This window comes from Brevundimonas sp. SS2672, assembly GCF_059579685.1.
This window is the reverse complement of the sequence record NZ_CM184201.1, coordinates 591,566-607,020: the sequence shown is the minus strand read 5'-3', so window position 1 is coordinate 607,020 and position 15,455 is coordinate 591,566. Positions and strand designations below refer to the sequence as shown.

Genomic DNA, 15,455 nt, shown 5'->3' with positions numbered 1-15,455 from the left:
CTCGGGCTTGACCCGAGGATCCAGCCCAACGGCGCGCTGAACGCCGACAAGCAGAGCGCGTCGCCCAACCCGATCCTCGGGTCAAGCCCGAGGATGACGGCGGAGGGAGGAACGGGAGAAGAACTGGGCTAACACGCTCAAACAGCGAGACGCGACGCGGCGAGCGATGGCGCACAGAACGCGCTCAAGCAGCGAGCGACCGCGTCGCGAGCGTAGCGCACAAAAAAGAAGGTTGGCGGCGCCGCGTGAGCCGTAAAGCGCGTTTAAATCCTCTCGACCTGGGTAGCCAGGTGGGCTCCGTATGCCCAGGCCCTCGAGCCCGGACAGGGACAGATCCCTATGAGTGAATTAAGGTCAGAAGGATATGTTGTCTTCGACGTGAGCCGCAGCAGGACCCGCCGCCGCACAAGATAGGCGTTCGGGCGGGTTTCAACAATGGCGAACATCCCTCTCCCTCCCCTTTATGGGGAGGAAGAAACCGCGCTCAGATCGTTTGAGTGATCTTCTCGATCCTTGCGGCCACGGCGTTCAGGGCTTCGGCCACGCCGTCGCTGGCGGAGGCCGGCGCAACGGCGGCCGCAGCCGTCGCCTTGGCCCGGCCCGAGTTCTGGACCGCCGCCTGACGTTTCGCCTCTCCAAGCTCGTCGGCCAGCATCAGAGCCGCCATCAGGAACAGGCGCACGTCCCCGACCTGGCCGACCTGATCGGCCACGCCCTGCACCCGCTCGTTGAACTGGGACGCCAGGTCGCGCACCCGCGCCTCCTGACCATCGGCGCAGCCCACCGCATAGGGGCGGCCGTGAACCTCTACCGTCACCGTCGCCATCAGTTCGTCTCCTCTCGCCCAGCGGCCTGCTGTGAGGCCGCCTGCTGTTGCGCCAGCACCTCGCGCACGGCGTCGGCCGCAAGGGCCAGGGCCTGGGCGGTTTCCTGGCCGACCTCTTCAAGCTCGGCGATGCGCGCCAGATCGGCCGCGTTCGAGGGACGTGGCGCGAACAGATCGTCATCGGCGATCGGCGGCGCCGAGGCGGGCCTCGCCTTCAGCTCCAGCACCTTGCGCTCCAGATCGGCCAACGCTCGATCAATCCGCGCCTTTGCAGCCGTAACGGCGTCCATGGGGGTCCTTTCTTCCAGATTCCGTGTAGAACCTGCCGGCGCGCCGGGGTAAAGCGGCGCCGCCCCCGCTTTATCCTGTTCCTGAGGAAAGGTCTCGCCGTGACCGACGCCCAAGCCGCATTCGCCAAGCCTTCGCCCAAACAGATGGCCGACGCCATCCGGGTGCTGTCCATGGATGCGGTCGAAAAGGCCAAGAGCGGCCACCCCGGCATGCCGATGGGCATGGCCGACGTCGCCACCGTCCTCTATTCGAAATTCCTGAAGTTCGACGCCAGCCGTCCCGACTGGGCCGACCGCGACCGCTTCATCCTGTCGGCCGGTCACGGCTCGATGCTGATTTACAGCCTGCTGCACCTGACGGGCTACAAGGACGCGACCAAGGAGCAACTGGAAAACTTCCGCCAGTGGGGCTTCAAGACCGCCGGGCACCCAGAATACGGCCACATGGCCGGGATCGAGACGACCACCGGCCCGCTGGGTCAAGGTCTGGCCACCTCGGTCGGCTTCGCCCTGGCGGAGCGGCATCTGGCGGCGCGTTTCGGCAAGGATCTGGTCGATCACCGCACCTGGGTCGTCGCCGGGGACGGCTGCCTGATGGAAGGCGTGTCGCAGGAAGCGATCGCGCTGGCCGGGCGCCTGAAGCTGAACAAGCTGTGCGTCCTGTGGGACGACAATGAGATCACCATCGACGGCAAGCTGTCGCTCTCGGACGCCACCGACCAGCTGGCGCGCTTCAAGGCCTCCGGCTGGGCGGTCAAGGCCATCGACGGCCACGACTACAAGCAGATCCAGAAGGCGCTGAACTGGGCGACCAAGCAGGACAAGCCGACGCTGATCGCCTGCAAGACCAAGATCGGCAAGGGCGCCGCCACCATGGAAGGCAGCCACAAGACCCACGGCGCCGCCCTGGGCGCCACCGAGATCGCGGCGACCCGTCAGGCGCTGAACTGGCCGTTCGAGCCGTTTGAACTGCCGGAAGGGATCAAGACCGCCTGGGCCAAGGTCGGCAAGCAGGGCGCCAAGGCCCGAAAGGCCTGGGAAGCCCGCCTGCTGAACCACGACCACCGCGACGACTTCACCCGCGCCATGGCCGGCGACCTGCCCACCGGCGCCTTCGAGGCGCTGGACGCCAAGCTGAAGTCGCTGGTCGTCGACAAGCCTGCCCTGGCTACGCGCCAGTCCTCGGGCGAGGCGCTGGAGACGGTGTTCAACGCCATCCCCGAAATGGTCGGCGGCTCGGCCGACCTGACCGGCTCGAACAACACCTTCGTCAAGAACACCCAGATCATGGACGCGCCGGACTATGCCGGTCGTTACCTGAACTACGGCATCCGCGAGTTCGGCATGGCCGCGGCGATGAACGGCCTGGCGCTGCACGGCGGGATCATCCCCTACGGCGGCACCTTCATGGCGTTCGCGGACTACAGCCGCCCGGCGATCCGTCTGGGCGCCCTGATGGGCGTGCGCGCGATCCACGTCCTGACGCACGACAGCATCGGCCTGGGCGAAGACGGCCCAACGCACCAGCCGGTCGAGCATCTGGCGGCCCTGCGCGCCATCCCGAACCTGCTGACCATGCGCCCCGCCGATACGGTCGAGGCGCTGGAGTGCTGGCAGGTCGCCCTGCAGCACAAGACCACGCCGACCGCCCTGTGCCTGTCGCGCCAGAAGACCCCGGCCGTGCGCGTGACCGACGCGGGCGAGAACCTGTCCCGCAAGGGCGCCTATGAGCTGAAGGCCGCCAACGGCGCAGCGAAAGTCACCCTGTTCGGCACCGGCACCGAGGTCGCCGTCGCCCTGAAGGCCGCCGAGACGCTGGAGGCCGAAGGCGTGCCCACCCGCGTCGTCTCGGTCCCCTGCTTCGCCCTGTTCGAGCAGCAGCCCAAGGCTTATCAGGACGCCGTCATCGGCCGCGGCACGGTGCGTGTCGCCGTCGAGGCTGCGATCAAACAGGGCTGGGAACGCTTCATCGGCGAGGACGGCGGCTTTGTCGGCATGTCGTCCTTCGGCGCCTCGGCCCCGGCCGAAGTCCTCTACCGCGAGTTCGGCATCACCGCCGAGGCCGTGGTCGAAGCCGCCAAGGCCCGACTGTAACCCTCATGCGCCGCCTCGCCCTCGTCCTGAGCCTCGGCTTGTCGATGGCGGGCGGCGCGACCGCTCTCGCCACACCGGCCGAGGACGCGCCCGCCGTCGCCGAGACGCCCATCGTCATCGGCCGGTCCTACGCCCTGCCCTCGGCCGTCATGGGTCAGACGCGCGAGATCAACGTCTGGCTGCCGCCCGGATATGCTGAAAGCGTCCAGACCTATCCGGTCCTCTATGTGCTGGACGGCGGCCAGGATCAGGACTTCCACCACATCTCGGGCATCGCCCAGTTGGGGACCATCGTCGGCGCGACCCGCGATGTGATCGTCGTCGGCGTCGCCTCGGTCGACCGTCGCAACGAACTGGCCCTGCCGACGGAAGACGCCGAACTGATCGCCCGCTATCCGACGCAGGGGCATTCCGACCGCTTCCGTCGCTTCATCGGCGAAGAGGTTCAGCCCTTCATCGAGAGCCGCCTGCGCACCAGCGGCGAGACGGCGCTGATGGGCGAGTCTCTCGCGGGCCTGTTCGTGGTCGAGACCTTCCTGAAAGAGCCGCAGATGTTCGACGCCTATGTCGCCGTCAGCCCCAGCCTGTGGTGGGACGGCGGCAGGCTGGCCCGGCAGTCCGGCGCCCATCTGCGCGACCACTCCAACGATCCGCGCACCCTGATCCTGACGCTAGGCGACGAGGGCGAGATGATGCAGGCGCCGATGGACGTGCTGACCGCCAATCTGCGCGACCACGCCCTGCCCGGCGTCACATGGGACTTCACCCCGCGCCCGGCTGAAAGCCACGCCACCATCTATCACGGGGCGGCGCTGGACGCGTTTCGTCGCCTCTATGCGGTTCCGGCCGAGCCGGGAACCTGAACGACTTTTCGGAGCCTGACGCCATGAAGATCGGCACGCCGCTTACCGACCACGCCACGCGCGTCATGCTGCTGGGCTCGGGCGAGCTGGGCAAGGAGGTCGCGATCGAGCTGCAACGCCTCGGCGCCGAGGTGATCGCGGTCGACCGCTACGCCAACGCCCCGGCCATGCAGGTGGCGCACCGCAGCCACGTCATCCCGATGACCGACGCCCAGGTGCTGAACGGCGTCATCCTGGCCGAGGCGCCGCACATCATCGTGCCCGAGATCGAGGCCATCGCTACCGACGTGCTGGCCGGCATCGAAGCGGCGGGTCTGGCCCGCGTCATCCCCACCGCGCGGGCGACGCAGCTGACCATGAACCGCGAGGGCATCCGTCGTCTGGCCGCCGAGGAACTGGGCCTGCCGACCAGCCCCTATGCCTTCGCCGCCTCGGCCGAGGAGCTGGCGGCAGGCGCGCAGGCCGTGGGCTTCCCTTGCTTCGTCAAGCCGGTGATGTCGTCCTCGGGCAAGGGCCAGTCCTATGTCGAGGGGCCGGAGGGCGTGGCCGACGCCTGGGCCTATGCCGAAGCCTCGGGCCGGGTCGCGGGCGGCGTCGTCATCGTCGAGGGGCGCATCGACTTCGACTATGAGATCACCCTGCTGACGGTGCGGTCGTTGCGCGATGGCGCGGTCCGCACGGACTTCTGCGCCCCTATCGGCCACCGCCAGCAGAAGGGCGACTATGTCGAAAGCTGGCAACCGCAGGCCATGAGCGAGGCGGCGTTGAAGGCGTCGCAGGCCATCGCGGCCAAGGTGACGGAGGCTCTGGGCGGTCTCGGCGTGTTCGGCGTCGAACTGTTCGTGAAGGGCGACGAGGTCTGGTTCTCGGAGGTGTCGCCGCGCCCGCACGACACGGGGCTGGTGACTCTAGCGACGCAGGTGATGAGCGAGTTCGCGCTTCACGCCCGCGCCATCTTGGGCCTGCCGGTGGACCTCACCTTGCGCGAGCCGGGCGCCAGCGCCGTCATCTACGGCGGGATGGAGGCCGAGGGCGTGGCGTTCGAGGGCGTGGCCGAAGCTCTGTCGGTCCCGACCGCCGACCTGCGCCTGTTCGGCAAGCCCGAGGCCTATGAGCGCCGCCGCATGGGCGTGGCGCTGGCGCGGGGGGCGGACACGGACGAGGCGCGTGCCCGCGCGACCGAGGCAGCGAGCAAAGTGCGAGTGGTCGCTCCGTAATCCTTCTCCCTCTCCCGATGGGAGAGGGCTTGAGACTCCAAGAGCCGCAGGCGATTGGTTAAGGCGAAAGGGTGAGGGTTCACGGCTGAAGTCGGTCGAAGACCGTAGCGCGACGGCTTACGCCGACGGACAGGACAAGCCCCTCACCCTTTCGCGCAAGAACGACGGCTGCGCCGCCGTGCGCTCAAGCCCTCTCCCGCCGGGAGAGGGTTGAGACATCGGTCAAGCTTCTTCGACTTTTGTCGATTGGCGCCGGGCGTGATTAGGGTCCAAAAAAGGCGAAAGGTCGCACCCAGTCGACCCGGAGGACCGTTCGCATGGGCAAGCTCAAGACGGCGCTGATATTCGGCGCCATCGCCATATTGGGGGCCGCAGCCCTCGCCGTCATCGCCCTGCACCAAGGCGAAAGCATCAGCGCCGTCTGGATCGTGGTCGCGGCGCTGTGCGTCTACGCCATCGCCTACCGCTTCTACGCCCGCTACCTGGCCGGAAAGGTGCTGGGGCTGAACGCCCGCAGGCCCACGCCGGCCGTGCGGCGCAACGACGGGCTGGATTACGTCCCGACGCCGCGCAACGTCCTGTTCGGCCACCATTTCGCGGCCATTGCGGGCGCGGGGCCTCTGGTCGGGCCGGTGCTGGCGGCGCAGATGGGCTATCTGCCGGGCGTGCTGTGGATTCTGGTCGGCGCCGTGCTGGCGGGGGCGGTGCAGGACATGATCGTCCTGTTCATGTCGACCCGACGCGACGGTCGCTCGCTGGGCGACATGGTGCGCACCGAGATGGGCCCCATCCCCGGCGTCATCGCCCAGGTCGGGGTGCTGATGATCATGGTCATCATCCTGGCGGTTCTGGCGCTGGTGGTGGTCAAGGCCCTGGCCGAGAGCCCGTGGGGCACCTTCACCGTCGCCGCCACCATTCCCATCGCCGTCTTCATGGGTCTGTACACCCGCTATCTGCGGCCCGGCCGCGTAGGCGAGGTGTCGGTGATCGGCGTGGTGCTGCTGGTCCTGGCCATCATCGGCGGCGGCCATATTGCGGCTGATCCGTTCTGGGGGCCGGCCTTCACCCTGTCGGGCACGACGCTGGCCATCGCCATGATGGCCTACGGCTTCATCGCCTCGGTCATTCCGGTGTGGCTGCTGTTGGCCCCGCGCGACTACCTGTCCACCTTCCTGAAGATCGGCGCCATCGTCGCCCTGGCCGTCGGCATATTGATCGTGCGCCCGCACATCCAGATGCCCGCCATCACCCCCTTCATCGACGGAACCGGGCCGGTCTTCTCGGGCGCCCTGTTCCCCTTCCTGTTCATCACCATCGCCTGCGGGGCCGTGTCCGGCTTCCACGCCCTGATCTCGTCCGGCACCACGCCCAAGCTGCTGGAGAACGAGAACCAGATCCCGCTGATCGGCTACGGCGCCATGCTGTGCGAAAGCTTCGTGGCGATCATGGCCCTGATCGCCGCCACCGTGCTGGACCCGGCCGTCTATTTCGCCATGAACAGCCCGGTCGCCGTCATCGGCGACAACGCCGCATCCGCCGCCGCCGCCGTGGCCCAGTGGGGCTTCCACATCACCCCGGCCGAGCTGGAGAACCTGGCCCGACAGGTGGGCGAGCACTCCATCCTGTCGCGCGCAGGCGGCGCCCCGACCCTGGCCGTCGGCATGGCCCACATCCTGTCGGGCGTCATCGGCGGCGAGGCCATGATGGCCTTCTGGTACCACTTCGCCATCCTGTTCGAGGCCCTGTTCATCCTGACCACGGTCGATGCGGGCACCCGCGTCTGCCGCTTCATGATCCAGGATCTGCTGGGCATGGCCGTGCCGAAGATGCGCCAGACCCATTCCTGGACCGGCAACGTCGTGGCCACGGCCCTGACGGTCGGGCTGTGGGGCTATTTCCTCTATACCGGCGTGGTCGATCCCCTGGGCGGGATCAACAGCCTGTGGCCCCTGTTCGGCATCGCCAACCAGATGCTGGCGGCGGTCGCCCTGATCCTGGGCACGGTCGTCCTGTTCAAGATGAAGCGGCAGAGGTTCGCCTGGGCCACGGCGGTCCCAGCGGTCTGGCTGCTGATCTGCACGGTCACGGCGGGGCTGCAGAAGCTGTTCCACCCCGACGTGAAGATCGGCTTCCTGGCCCATGCCCGGAAGTATCAGGACGCCATGGCCGCCGGAGAGATCCTGGCCCCGGCCAAGACCATCGGCGACATGCACCGCGTCATCGTCAACGACTACGTCAACTCGGCGCTGACGGCGGGCTTCCTGTTCGTGGTGCTGACGGTCGTGGTCTATGGCGTCGGGGCCTGCCTCAAGGCGCTGAAGTCCGACCAACCGACCGTGGTCGAGACCCCGGCCGAGCATGAGCTGACCCTGGCCGACGAAGCCATGGACATCGCCCGTGCCTAGGCCCTCTTCATCCTCGGCGACAACCGGGGCGCGGACCTGCTCTGCGCCTGTCGCGACACGCTGGTGCGGTGGGGCAAGGACGCCCGCCGCACCGCCGGGCTGATGATCGGCCAGCCCGACTACGACGCCTATGTCGCCCATGCGAAGGCGACCCACCCGGATCAGGAACCGCTGGACCGCACCGCCTTCTTCCGCCTGCATGAGGCGCGGCGGTTCGGCGAAGGGGGCGGCTTCCGCTGCTGCTGAAGGGCTGGGCCGCGCTCGGACAGTTACAGGCGATCATACCTTGTTACGGGCCTTGTTACGGCGACGGGGTTGCAACCGCGCGCGCTCCGTCCCACTAAGGCGCCAATCATAAATAACCCTTGGTTCAGGAGACCTCCCCCCATGACCGTTCGCGTCGCCATCAACGGCTTCGGCCGCATCGGCCGCCTCGTCCTTCGCTCCATCGTCGAGCACGGCCGCAAGGACATCGAGGTCGTGGCGATCAACGACCTGGGCCCGGTCGAGACCAACGCCCACCTGTTCCGCTATGACTCGGTGCACGGCCGCTTCCCCGGCACGGTCACGACGGGCGAGGACTGGATCGACGTCGGCACGGGCAAGATCAAGGTCACGGCCGAGCGCGACCCGGCCAATCTGCCGCACGCCGAGCTGAAGGTGGACATCGCCCTGGAATGCACGGGCATCTTCACCTCTAAGGACAAGGCCTCGGCTCACCTGAAGGCCGGCGCCAAGCGCGTGCTGGTCTCGGCCCCGGCCGACGGCGCCGACAAGACCATCGTCTTCAAGGTCAACCATGAGACCCTGACCGCCGACGACATCGTCGTGTCCAACGGCTCGTGCACGACCAACGCCCTGGCCCCGGTGGCCAAGGTGCTGCACGACCTGTTCGGCATCGAGCGCGGCTATATGACCACCATCCACGCCTACACCGGCGACCAGCCGACGCTGGATACGATGCACAAGGACCTGTACCGCGGTCGCGCCGCCGCCCTGAGCATGATCCCGACCTCGACCGGCGCCGCCAAGGCCCTGGGCCTGGTCCTGCCGGAACTGAAGGGCAAGCTGGACGGCTCGTCGATCCGCGTCCCGACCCCGAACGTCTCGGTCGTCGACCTGAAGGTCGTCGCCGGTCGCGAAGTCACCGTCGAGGAAATCAACGCCGCCCTGCTGGCCGCCGCGAACGGCCCGATGAGCGGCGTCCTGGCCACGACCACCGATCCGCTGGTGTCGATCGACCTGAACCACGTGGCCGCCTCTTCGACCGCCGCCCTGCCCCAGACGCAGGTCGTCGACGGCAAGCTGGCCCGCGTCCTGACCTGGTACGACAACGAGTGGGGCTTCGCGACCCGCATGTCGGACACCGCCCTCGAGATGGCGAAGTTCCTCTAAGATCGCATAGAGAACCCCGGCATGCTCTTGTTCACAGGACTGCCGGGGTTTTTTCTATTCGCCTTGTACTCTCTGCCGTGGTCGCTTCTGGCCATCGTTGCATGGAGCCTCATCGTCTGGCTCGGGCTAAAGAAGATCGACCTTGGTCCATTGGCTGACGGCTCCTTCGTTCTTAGGAGCGGCGGCGTCGCAGCCTTGCTACTGGTCGGGATCGCCGTCCCCCTTGTGACCCGTTCATGGCCAGACCCGGCCGCGACTTTCGCCTGGTTCGGGATTCCGGTTCTCTTGGCAGGCTTTGCGGTCGCAGCTTGCCGAGAGCATGCGAAACGTGGTCGGCGTTTCATCGCCATGGCGGTCCCGGCAATCGCCCTACAAATTCAACTTATGATCCACGGCGCTCTGCTCTGGATTGGACAAATCTTCTCTGGAGGCAGCCCAATATGACCTTCCGCACCCTCGACGACGTTTCCGACCTTTCGGGCAAGGCCGCCCTGGTCCGCGTGGACTTCAACGTGCCGATGGAGGACGGGAACGTCACCGACGACACCCGTCTGAAGGCCGCCCTGCCGACCATCCACCGCCTGCGTGAGGCGGGCGCCAAGGTGGTGCTGCTGGCCCACTTCGACCGCCCCAAGGGCGAGCGCGTGCCGTCGATGAGCCTGAAGCCGGTCGTTCAGCCGCTGGAGATGCTGCTGCACGGCCCCGTGCGCTTCGCTGACGACTGCGTGGGCGACGAGGCCAAGACCGCCGTGGCCGATCTGGACGCGGGCGGCGTGCTGCTGCTGGAGAACGTCCGCTTCCACAAGGGCGAGGAAAAGAACGACCCGGCCTTCGCCCAGCAGCTGGCTGAGCTGGGCGACCTCTACGTCAACGACGCCTTCTCGGCCGCACACCGCGCCCACGCCTCGACGGAAGGGCTGGCCCGCCTGCTGCCCGCCTATGCCGGTTGCGCCATGGCGCGCGAGCTTGAGGCGCTGGATGCGGCGCTCGGCAAGCCGCAGAAGCCGGTCATCGGCATCGTCGGCGGCGCCAAGGTCTCGACCAAGCTGGACCTGCTGAAAAATCTGGTCGCCAAGCTGGACTATCTGGCCATCGGCGGCGGCATGGCCAACACCTTCCTGTTCGCCCAGGGCGTCGATGTCGGCGGTTCGCTGTGCGAAAAGGACCTGGCCGACACCGCCCGCGAGATCATCGAGGAAGCCCGCCGTCAGGGCTGCGAACTGCTGCTGCCGGTCGATGTGGTGGTGGCCAAGGGCGTCAAGCCGGGAATCGAGTCGGGCGTGCGCGCCCTGGATCGCATCGCCGCCGACGACCTGATCCTGGACGCCGGGCCGGAGACGGTCGCCCGCCTGAACCGCGCCATGGACCTGTCGAAGACCCTGATCTGGAACGGCCCGCTGGGCGTGTTCGAAGTTCCGCCCTTCGACAAGGCCACGGTCGAGGCCGCCAAACACGCCGCTGAACTGGCCAAGGCCGGCAAGCTGGTCGCCGTGGCCGGCGGCGGCGACACCGTCGCGGCCCTGAACCACGCGGGCACGGCCGACGACATGACCTTCGTCTCCACCGCGGGCGGCGCCTTCCTGGAATGGATGGAGGGCAAGGTTCTGCCGGGCGTCGAGGCCCTGCGCGCCGCTTAAGCGCAACCATCAAGGCGAGGGCTGTTCGCGGCCCTCGCCCCTGACGTCCCAAGCTTTAGTCTTCGCCGTCCATGTCGACGGCGCGCGCGACCAGATCGCGCCACGTCGGGTCGGTGTCGTCCACCAGATCGACGTCATCCAGCAGGGCCACCGCCCCGCCGCCGTCCGGCAGGATCAAGCCCAGCACTTCCATCAGATCGCCGTCGGGCCCGACATGGGCTTCGGCCTGGACGATCACGGCCGCCTGCTCGCCGTCCTCCTCCCACCAGATGACCGGCTGAGGCAGTTCCATGTCGATGACGCGCGCCTCTTCCGTATCGCCCAGGGCGAAGACGGCCTTGCCCGCCTGGACGTCATCCAGCGTCGCCACCGTGGCGGCGAAGGGCGTCAGCCGCGACCAGTCGTCGACGTCGAAACCGCCGCCGTCCTCGTCCAGCGCATCATCATTCTGGCCCATGGCCGCTCCCTGGTCTGACGCTGTTCACGCGTCGGAACCCCATAAGGCTTCAGCGTACAAAGTCCACTACGCCGCGGCGCTGTAACCCGGCGTGACTTCCCCCGCCCGAACGGCTAAGAGGTCGGGCAAAATCATAACCGGTTCAGGAGACTATCCATGGCGCGCATTACGCTGCGACAACTGCTCGACCACGCGGCGGAGCACGACTACGGCCTGCCCGCCTACAACATCAACAACATGGAGCAGGGCCTGGCCATCATGGAGGCCGCCGACGCCGTCAACGCGCCGGTCATCATCCAGGCCTCGCGCGGCGCCCGCTCCTACGCCAACGACATCGTCCTGGCCCGGCTGATCGACGCCCTGGTCGAACTGTATCCGCACATCCCGGTCTGCATGCACCAGGACCACGGCAACGGCCCCGCCACCTGCGCCACCGCCATCCAGTACGGCTTCACCTCGGTGATGATGGACGGCTCGCTGGAAGAAGACGCCAAGACGCCCGCCTCCTACGACTACAACGTCGACGTCACCCGCCGCGTCACCGAAATGGCCCACTCGTGCGGCGTCTCGGTCGAGGGCGAACTGGGCGTTCTGGGCAGCCTCGAGACCGGCATGGGCGAGGCCGAGGACGGCCACGGCTTCGAAGGCAAGCTCGACCACTCGGCCCTGCTGACCGACCCGGATCAGGCCGTCGACTTCGTCAAGGCCACCAAGGTCGACGCCCTGGCCATCGCCATGGGCACCTCGCACGGCGCCTACAAGTTCACGCGTCAGCCGGACGGCGAAGTCCTGGCCATGAACGTGATCGAGGAAATCCACCGCCGCCTGCCCAACACACACCTGGTGATGCACGGATCAAGCTCGGTGCCGCAGGACCTGCAGGACATCATCAACCAGTATGGCGGCCAGATGCCCCAGACCTGGGGCGTGCCGGTCGAGGAAATCCAGCGCGGCATCAAGAACGGCGTGCGCAAGGTCAACATCGATACCGACAACCGCATGGCCATGACCGGCGCCATCCGCAAGGTGCTGGCCGAGAAGCCGGGCGAGTTCGACCCGCGCGCCTATCTGAAGCCCGCCAAGGAAGCCATGCGCAAGCTGTGCATCGAGCGCTATCAGGCCTTCGGTTGCGAAGGCCAGGCCTCGAAGATCAAGCCCCTGTCCACCGCCCAGATGGCCAAGCGTTACGCTTCGGGCGAACTGGACCCGCGCATCGGCTGATCGCCGGTCGCGTCCTGATCGGACGGAAACGCCCGCCTCCAGTCGATGGAGGCGGGCGTTTTCATCTTCACCAGACGCCGTAGCGGCCGCCGATCGCGCCGCGCACCGCCCGCGCCTCGATCTCGGCGTAATGAAGCGCCTCCTCGGCCTGACGCGCATCCCGGCGAGCGACGCGGATTTCCTCGCGCACCTCGCGGATACGGTCGCGGATGCGACGACGTTCCTCATCGGTCAGCCCTTCCTGACGCAGTTCGCGCTGTTTGGCTTCCAGCTTGTCCTCCCGATTGCCGATGCGGCTGATCGCCGAGTTCAATGCGCTCTCCGCCGAGCTCACCGCCTGCTCGACCGCATGGATGCGTCGTCCGTCCTCATAGGCGGGCAGGAAGTCGCGCTCCTCGGCCGGGGCGCAGACTCCCCCATAGCTGTTCCCTTCACGACCCTGCCGGAAGCCGTTCTCCCACGTGCAATAGGTCCGCAACCCGTCCTCTCGCGAGGCCAGATAGGCGCTCATGTTCGGCGCCACCCCGTATTTGGCGCAGGCCTTGGCGTGATCGTCCAGACGGCTGACCTGGCGTCCGGCCGCGCCGTCGCGCCAGCCCTGACCGCCCCAATCGCCGACAAGACACTGGTCCTCGTTCATGGTGGCGCAGCCCGACAGCAGGACCACGCCCGATACAGCGACAACAGCGGCGATCAGCGACTTCATCTTCGGCCCCTCCAGGGCGTATTGCGTGCGTTCAAGGACCGATGACGCCTCTCTGCGCAAGCCATGCTATTTCGCCCTATGGCCGATGAACCCTTGCTGACGGAAGACGACGAAACGCTTGAGGAGGCGCCCCGCGACGCCGTCGAGGTGATGCAGGCGCGCATCGACGCCTCCGGCGTGCGCCTGGACAAGGCGCTGGCCGAGGCCTTCCCCGCCTTGTCGCGCGCCCGGCTTCAGGCCCTGCTGACCGACGGCGCCGTGACCCGCGACGGGCAGGTCGTCTCCAGCGGCTCGGCCAAGGCCCGACCCGGCCTCTACGTCGTCGCCCTGCCGCCTGTCGCGCCGGCGACGCCGCAACCCGAATCCCTTCCCCTGACGGTTCTGTTCGAGGACGCCGACCTGATCGTCATCGACAAGGCGCCCGGCATGGCCGCCCACCCGGCGCCCGGCTGCGAGACCGGCACCCTGGTCAACGCGCTTCTGGCGCATTGCGGCGACAGCCTGTCCGGCATCGGCGGCGTCGCCCGCCCCGGCATCGTCCACCGCCTCGACAAGGACACCTCGGGCGTCATGGTCGCCGCCAAGTCCGACCGCGCCCACGTCGGCCTGTCCGCCCTGTTCGCCGCCCATGACATCGAACGCACCTATGTGGCTCTCACGCGCGGAGCCCCCACGCCCGAGAAAGGCCGCATCCAGACCCAGATCGGCCGCTCCAGCGGCGACCGCAAGAAGATGGCCGTGCTGCGTTCCGGCGGACGCGAGGCGATCACCGACTATGTAGTCCAACAGACCTTCGGCCGCCCGGCCAAGGCCTCGAACGCCCCCCTGGCCGCCCGCGTCGCCTGCACTCTCCACACCGGCCGCACCCACCAGATCCGCGTCCACCTGGCGTCCAGAGGCGCGCCCCTGCTCGGCGATCCCATCTACGGTTCGGGCAGCCCCTCCGCCCCGGTCCGCGCGGCCGTCGAGGCGGCCGGGCTGAAACGCCAGGCCCTGCACGCCGCCGTCCTCGGCTTCGTCCATCCTGTGACCGGTCAGGCGCTGCGCTTCGAAACCGCTCCGCCCGAGGACATGCAACGCCTGGAAGCCCTTCTGGCCGACCTCTGAGGCGGCCCCAGAGCGCGCCGCTTTATTCGCAACAACATCTGTGCTAGATAGCTGGTCGACGACGACGGACCGTCGCCGCCGAATTGGGACAATCCGCCCCTTCCGCTTCGGGCAACGGATTCCCATCTTGTCAGTTGAGGGGCGAGGTGAAGATGCACGTCATGTGGTCGGAACCGTAGCGCCAGCTCATGCAGCCGGAGGGACCATATGGCCAACAATACGCTGACGGTGATGTCGCCCGAACAGGGACTGTCCCGTTATCTTACGGAAATCCGTAAGTTTCCCATGCTGACCAAGGACGAGGAGTTCATGCTCGCCAAGCGGTGGAGCGAACACCAGGACACCGAGGCCGCCCACCGTCTCGTGACCTCTCACCTGCGCCTCGTGGCCAAGATCGCCATGGGTTATCGCGGCTACGGCCTGCCGATCGGCGAGGTGATCTCGGAAGGCAACGTCGGCCTGATGCAGGCCGTCAAGAAATTCGACCCTGACAAGGGCTTCCGCCTGGCGACCTACGCCATGTGGTGGATTCGCGCGTCCATTCAGGAATACATCCTGCGCTCCTGGTCGCTCGTGAAGATGGGCACCACGGCGGCGCAGAAGAAGCTGTTCTTCAACCTGCGCAAGGCCAAGAGCCAGATCTCGGCCTTCGAGGAAGGCGATCTGCACCCCGACCACGTCTCGCACATCGCCACCAAGCTGGGCGTGACCGAGCAGGACGTCATCGACATGAACCGCCGTCTCGGCGGCGACGCCTCGCTGAACGCTCCGTTGCGCGCCGACGGCGAAAGCGAGTGGCAGGACTGGCTGGCCGACGACAACGCCGTCAGCCAGGAGACCGAACTGGCCGAGAGCGAGGAAAAGTCGATCCGCATGGGCCTGCTGCAAGAGGCCATGGAAGAGCTGACCGACCGTGAGAAGCACATCCTGACCGAACGCCGGCTCAAGGACGACCCGGTCACGCTCGAAGAACTGGCCGGTCAGTACGGCGTCAGCCGCGAGCGCGTCCGCCAGATCGAGGTCCGCGCCTTCGAAAAGCTGCAGAAGGCCATGCGCGCGGCCGCCGAAGAACGCAATCTGGTCGACGCCTGAGGGCCTGGTGGATCGCCTCAACGGTCGCTCTCTACCGTCATCCTCGGGCTTGACCCGAGGATCGAGGGCGGCGGCCCGCTCGTCCTCGCCAGCGCCGCGCTGGGGGACAGTCCGATACTCGGGTCAAGCCCGAGGATGACGGCGC

General features: G+C 67.5%; 15 protein-coding genes and 1 other RNA gene. 11 read left to right on the top strand and 5 right to left on the bottom strand.

The genetic code is table 11. The features are described 5' to 3' along the window. Positions 1-234: 234 nt before the first annotated feature. The 3 genes from ssrS to AC52GN_RS02940 form a co-directional block, all read right to left on the bottom strand. Positions 235-395: non-coding RNA, 6S RNA (ssrS, locus tag AC52GN_RS02950), on the bottom strand. Positions 396-484: 89 nt separating this feature from the next. Then, positions 485-826 carry a cell division protein ZapA gene (locus AC52GN_RS02945; RefSeq protein ID WP_291778013.1) on the bottom strand — a complete coding sequence of 114 codons (342 nt, stop codon included), beginning with the start codon at positions 824-826 and terminating at the stop codon, positions 485-487. Then, positions 826-1,116 (bottom strand): hypothetical protein, encoded by a 291-nt coding sequence (locus AC52GN_RS02940; protein ID WP_338576401.1) that lies wholly within the window; start codon positions 1,114-1,116, stop codon positions 826-828. The genes AC52GN_RS02945 and AC52GN_RS02940 overlap by 1 nt, the downstream gene beginning before the upstream one ends. A gap of 144 nt (positions 1,117-1,260) precedes the next feature. On the opposite strand from AC52GN_RS02940, the gene tkt reads away from it, so the two are divergent. The 8 genes from tkt (at position 1,261) to AC52GN_RS02900 (ending at position 10,727) form a co-directional block, all read left to right on the top strand. Next, entirely contained in the window at positions 1,261-3,210 is a 1,950-nt protein-coding gene (gene tkt, locus AC52GN_RS02935; RefSeq protein WP_496528757.1) for a transketolase, read from the top strand. Between the two features lie 5 nt (positions 3,211-3,215). Continuing rightward, entirely contained in the window at positions 3,216-4,073 is an 858-nt protein-coding gene (locus tag AC52GN_RS02930) for an alpha/beta hydrolase (RefSeq protein WP_496528129.1), read from the top strand. A 23-nt stretch (positions 4,074-4,096) separates the two neighbouring features. Continuing rightward, positions 4,097-5,290 (top strand): formate-dependent phosphoribosylglycinamide formyltransferase, encoded by a 1,194-nt coding sequence (purT, locus tag AC52GN_RS02925; RefSeq protein WP_496528128.1) that lies wholly within the window; start codon positions 4,097-4,099, stop codon positions 5,288-5,290. Positions 5,291-5,607: 317 nt separating this feature from the next. Next, entirely contained in the window at positions 5,608-7,695 is a 2,088-nt protein-coding gene (locus AC52GN_RS02920) for a carbon starvation CstA family protein (RefSeq protein ID WP_496528127.1), read from the top strand. Positions 7,696-7,758: 63 nt separating this feature from the next. After that, the gene (locus AC52GN_RS02915) at positions 7,759-7,941 is read left to right on the top strand and encodes a YbdD/YjiX family protein (RefSeq protein ID WP_496528126.1); all 183 of its coding nucleotides are present in this window, start codon (positions 7,759-7,761) and stop codon (positions 7,939-7,941) included. 141 nt (positions 7,942-8,082) lie between these two features. Beyond that, positions 8,083-9,090, top strand: coding sequence for a type I glyceraldehyde-3-phosphate dehydrogenase (gene gap / locus AC52GN_RS02910; RefSeq protein WP_343830912.1), 1,008 nt, complete (start codon positions 8,083-8,085; stop codon positions 9,088-9,090). Positions 9,091-9,111: 21 nt separating this feature from the next. Beyond that, positions 9,112-9,534, top strand: a complete 423-nt coding sequence (locus AC52GN_RS02905; RefSeq protein ID WP_496528125.1) for a hypothetical protein — start codon at positions 9,112-9,114, stop codon at positions 9,532-9,534. Further along, entirely contained in the window at positions 9,531-10,727 is a 1,197-nt protein-coding gene (locus AC52GN_RS02900; RefSeq protein ID WP_496528124.1) for a phosphoglycerate kinase, read from the top strand. Before AC52GN_RS02905 ends, AC52GN_RS02900 begins: the two co-directional genes overlap by 4 nt. Before the next feature lie 55 nt (positions 10,728-10,782). Here the strand turns inward: AC52GN_RS02900 and AC52GN_RS02895 are convergent, their stop codons facing one another. Then, the gene (locus AC52GN_RS02895) at positions 10,783-11,184 is read right to left on the bottom strand and encodes a hypothetical protein (protein ID WP_496528123.1); all 402 of its coding nucleotides are present in this window, start codon (positions 11,182-11,184) and stop codon (positions 10,783-10,785) included. Between the two features lie 156 nt (positions 11,185-11,340). Here AC52GN_RS02895 and fba point away from each other — a divergent pair, with 156 nt between their 5' ends. Continuing rightward, complete coding sequence (gene fba / locus AC52GN_RS02890) at positions 11,341-12,405, top strand: class II fructose-bisphosphate aldolase (RefSeq protein ID WP_291777996.1); 1,065 nt, start codon at positions 11,341-11,343, stop codon at positions 12,403-12,405. A gap of 67 nt (positions 12,406-12,472) precedes the next feature. On the opposite strand, the gene AC52GN_RS02885 is transcribed toward fba, so the two are convergent. Further along, the gene (locus AC52GN_RS02885; protein WP_496528122.1) at positions 12,473-13,111 is read right to left on the bottom strand and encodes a DUF2799 domain-containing protein; all 639 of its coding nucleotides are present in this window, start codon (positions 13,109-13,111) and stop codon (positions 12,473-12,475) included. A gap of 78 nt (positions 13,112-13,189) precedes the next feature. Here AC52GN_RS02885 and AC52GN_RS02880 point away from each other — a divergent pair, with 78 nt between their 5' ends. Both AC52GN_RS02880 and rpoH read left to right on the top strand, forming a co-directional pair. After that, entirely contained in the window at positions 13,190-14,218 is a 1,029-nt protein-coding gene (locus tag AC52GN_RS02880; protein WP_496528756.1) for an RluA family pseudouridine synthase, read from the top strand. 207 nt (positions 14,219-14,425) lie between these two features. Next, on the top strand, positions 14,426-15,310 hold the full coding sequence (rpoH, locus tag AC52GN_RS02875; protein ID WP_291777990.1) for an RNA polymerase sigma factor RpoH: 885 nt from the start codon (positions 14,426-14,428) through the stop codon (positions 15,308-15,310). Positions 15,311-15,455: the final 145 nt, after the last annotated feature.

What these genes read in the sequence shown, in the direction of transcription:
- AC52GN_RS02945 (WP_291778013.1), bottom strand. Translation starts at nt 826, where the DNA reads ATGGCGACGGTGACGGTAGAGGTTCACGGCCGCCCCTATGCGGTGGGC.
- AC52GN_RS02940 (WP_338576401.1), bottom strand. Translation starts at nt 1,116, where the DNA reads ATGGACGCCGTTACGGCTGCAAAGGCGCGGATTGATCGAGCGTTGGCC.
- tkt (WP_496528757.1), top strand. Translation starts at nt 1,261, where the DNA reads ATGGCCGACGCCATCCGGGTGCTGTCCATGGATGCGGTCGAAAAGGCC.
- AC52GN_RS02930 (WP_496528129.1), top strand. Translation starts at nt 3,216, where the DNA reads ATGCGCCGCCTCGCCCTCGTCCTGAGCCTCGGCTTGTCGATGGCGGGC.
- purT (WP_496528128.1), top strand. Translation starts at nt 4,097, where the DNA reads ATGAAGATCGGCACGCCGCTTACCGACCACGCCACGCGCGTCATGCTG.
- AC52GN_RS02920 (WP_496528127.1), top strand. Translation starts at nt 5,608, where the DNA reads ATGGGCAAGCTCAAGACGGCGCTGATATTCGGCGCCATCGCCATATTG.
- gap (WP_343830912.1), top strand. Translation starts at nt 8,083, where the DNA reads ATGACCGTTCGCGTCGCCATCAACGGCTTCGGCCGCATCGGCCGCCTC.
- AC52GN_RS02905 (WP_496528125.1), top strand. Translation starts at nt 9,112, where the DNA reads ATGCTCTTGTTCACAGGACTGCCGGGGTTTTTTCTATTCGCCTTGTAC.
- AC52GN_RS02900 (WP_496528124.1), top strand. Translation starts at nt 9,531, where the DNA reads ATGACCTTCCGCACCCTCGACGACGTTTCCGACCTTTCGGGCAAGGCC.
- AC52GN_RS02895 (WP_496528123.1), bottom strand. Translation starts at nt 11,184, where the DNA reads ATGGGCCAGAATGATGATGCGCTGGACGAGGACGGCGGCGGTTTCGAC.
- fba (WP_291777996.1), top strand. Translation starts at nt 11,341, where the DNA reads ATGGCGCGCATTACGCTGCGACAACTGCTCGACCACGCGGCGGAGCAC.
- AC52GN_RS02885 (WP_496528122.1), bottom strand. Translation starts at nt 13,111, where the DNA reads ATGAAGTCGCTGATCGCCGCTGTTGTCGCTGTATCGGGCGTGGTCCTG.
- AC52GN_RS02880 (WP_496528756.1), top strand. Translation starts at nt 13,190, where the DNA reads ATGGCCGATGAACCCTTGCTGACGGAAGACGACGAAACGCTTGAGGAG.
- rpoH (WP_291777990.1), top strand. Translation starts at nt 14,426, where the DNA reads ATGGCCAACAATACGCTGACGGTGATGTCGCCCGAACAGGGACTGTCC.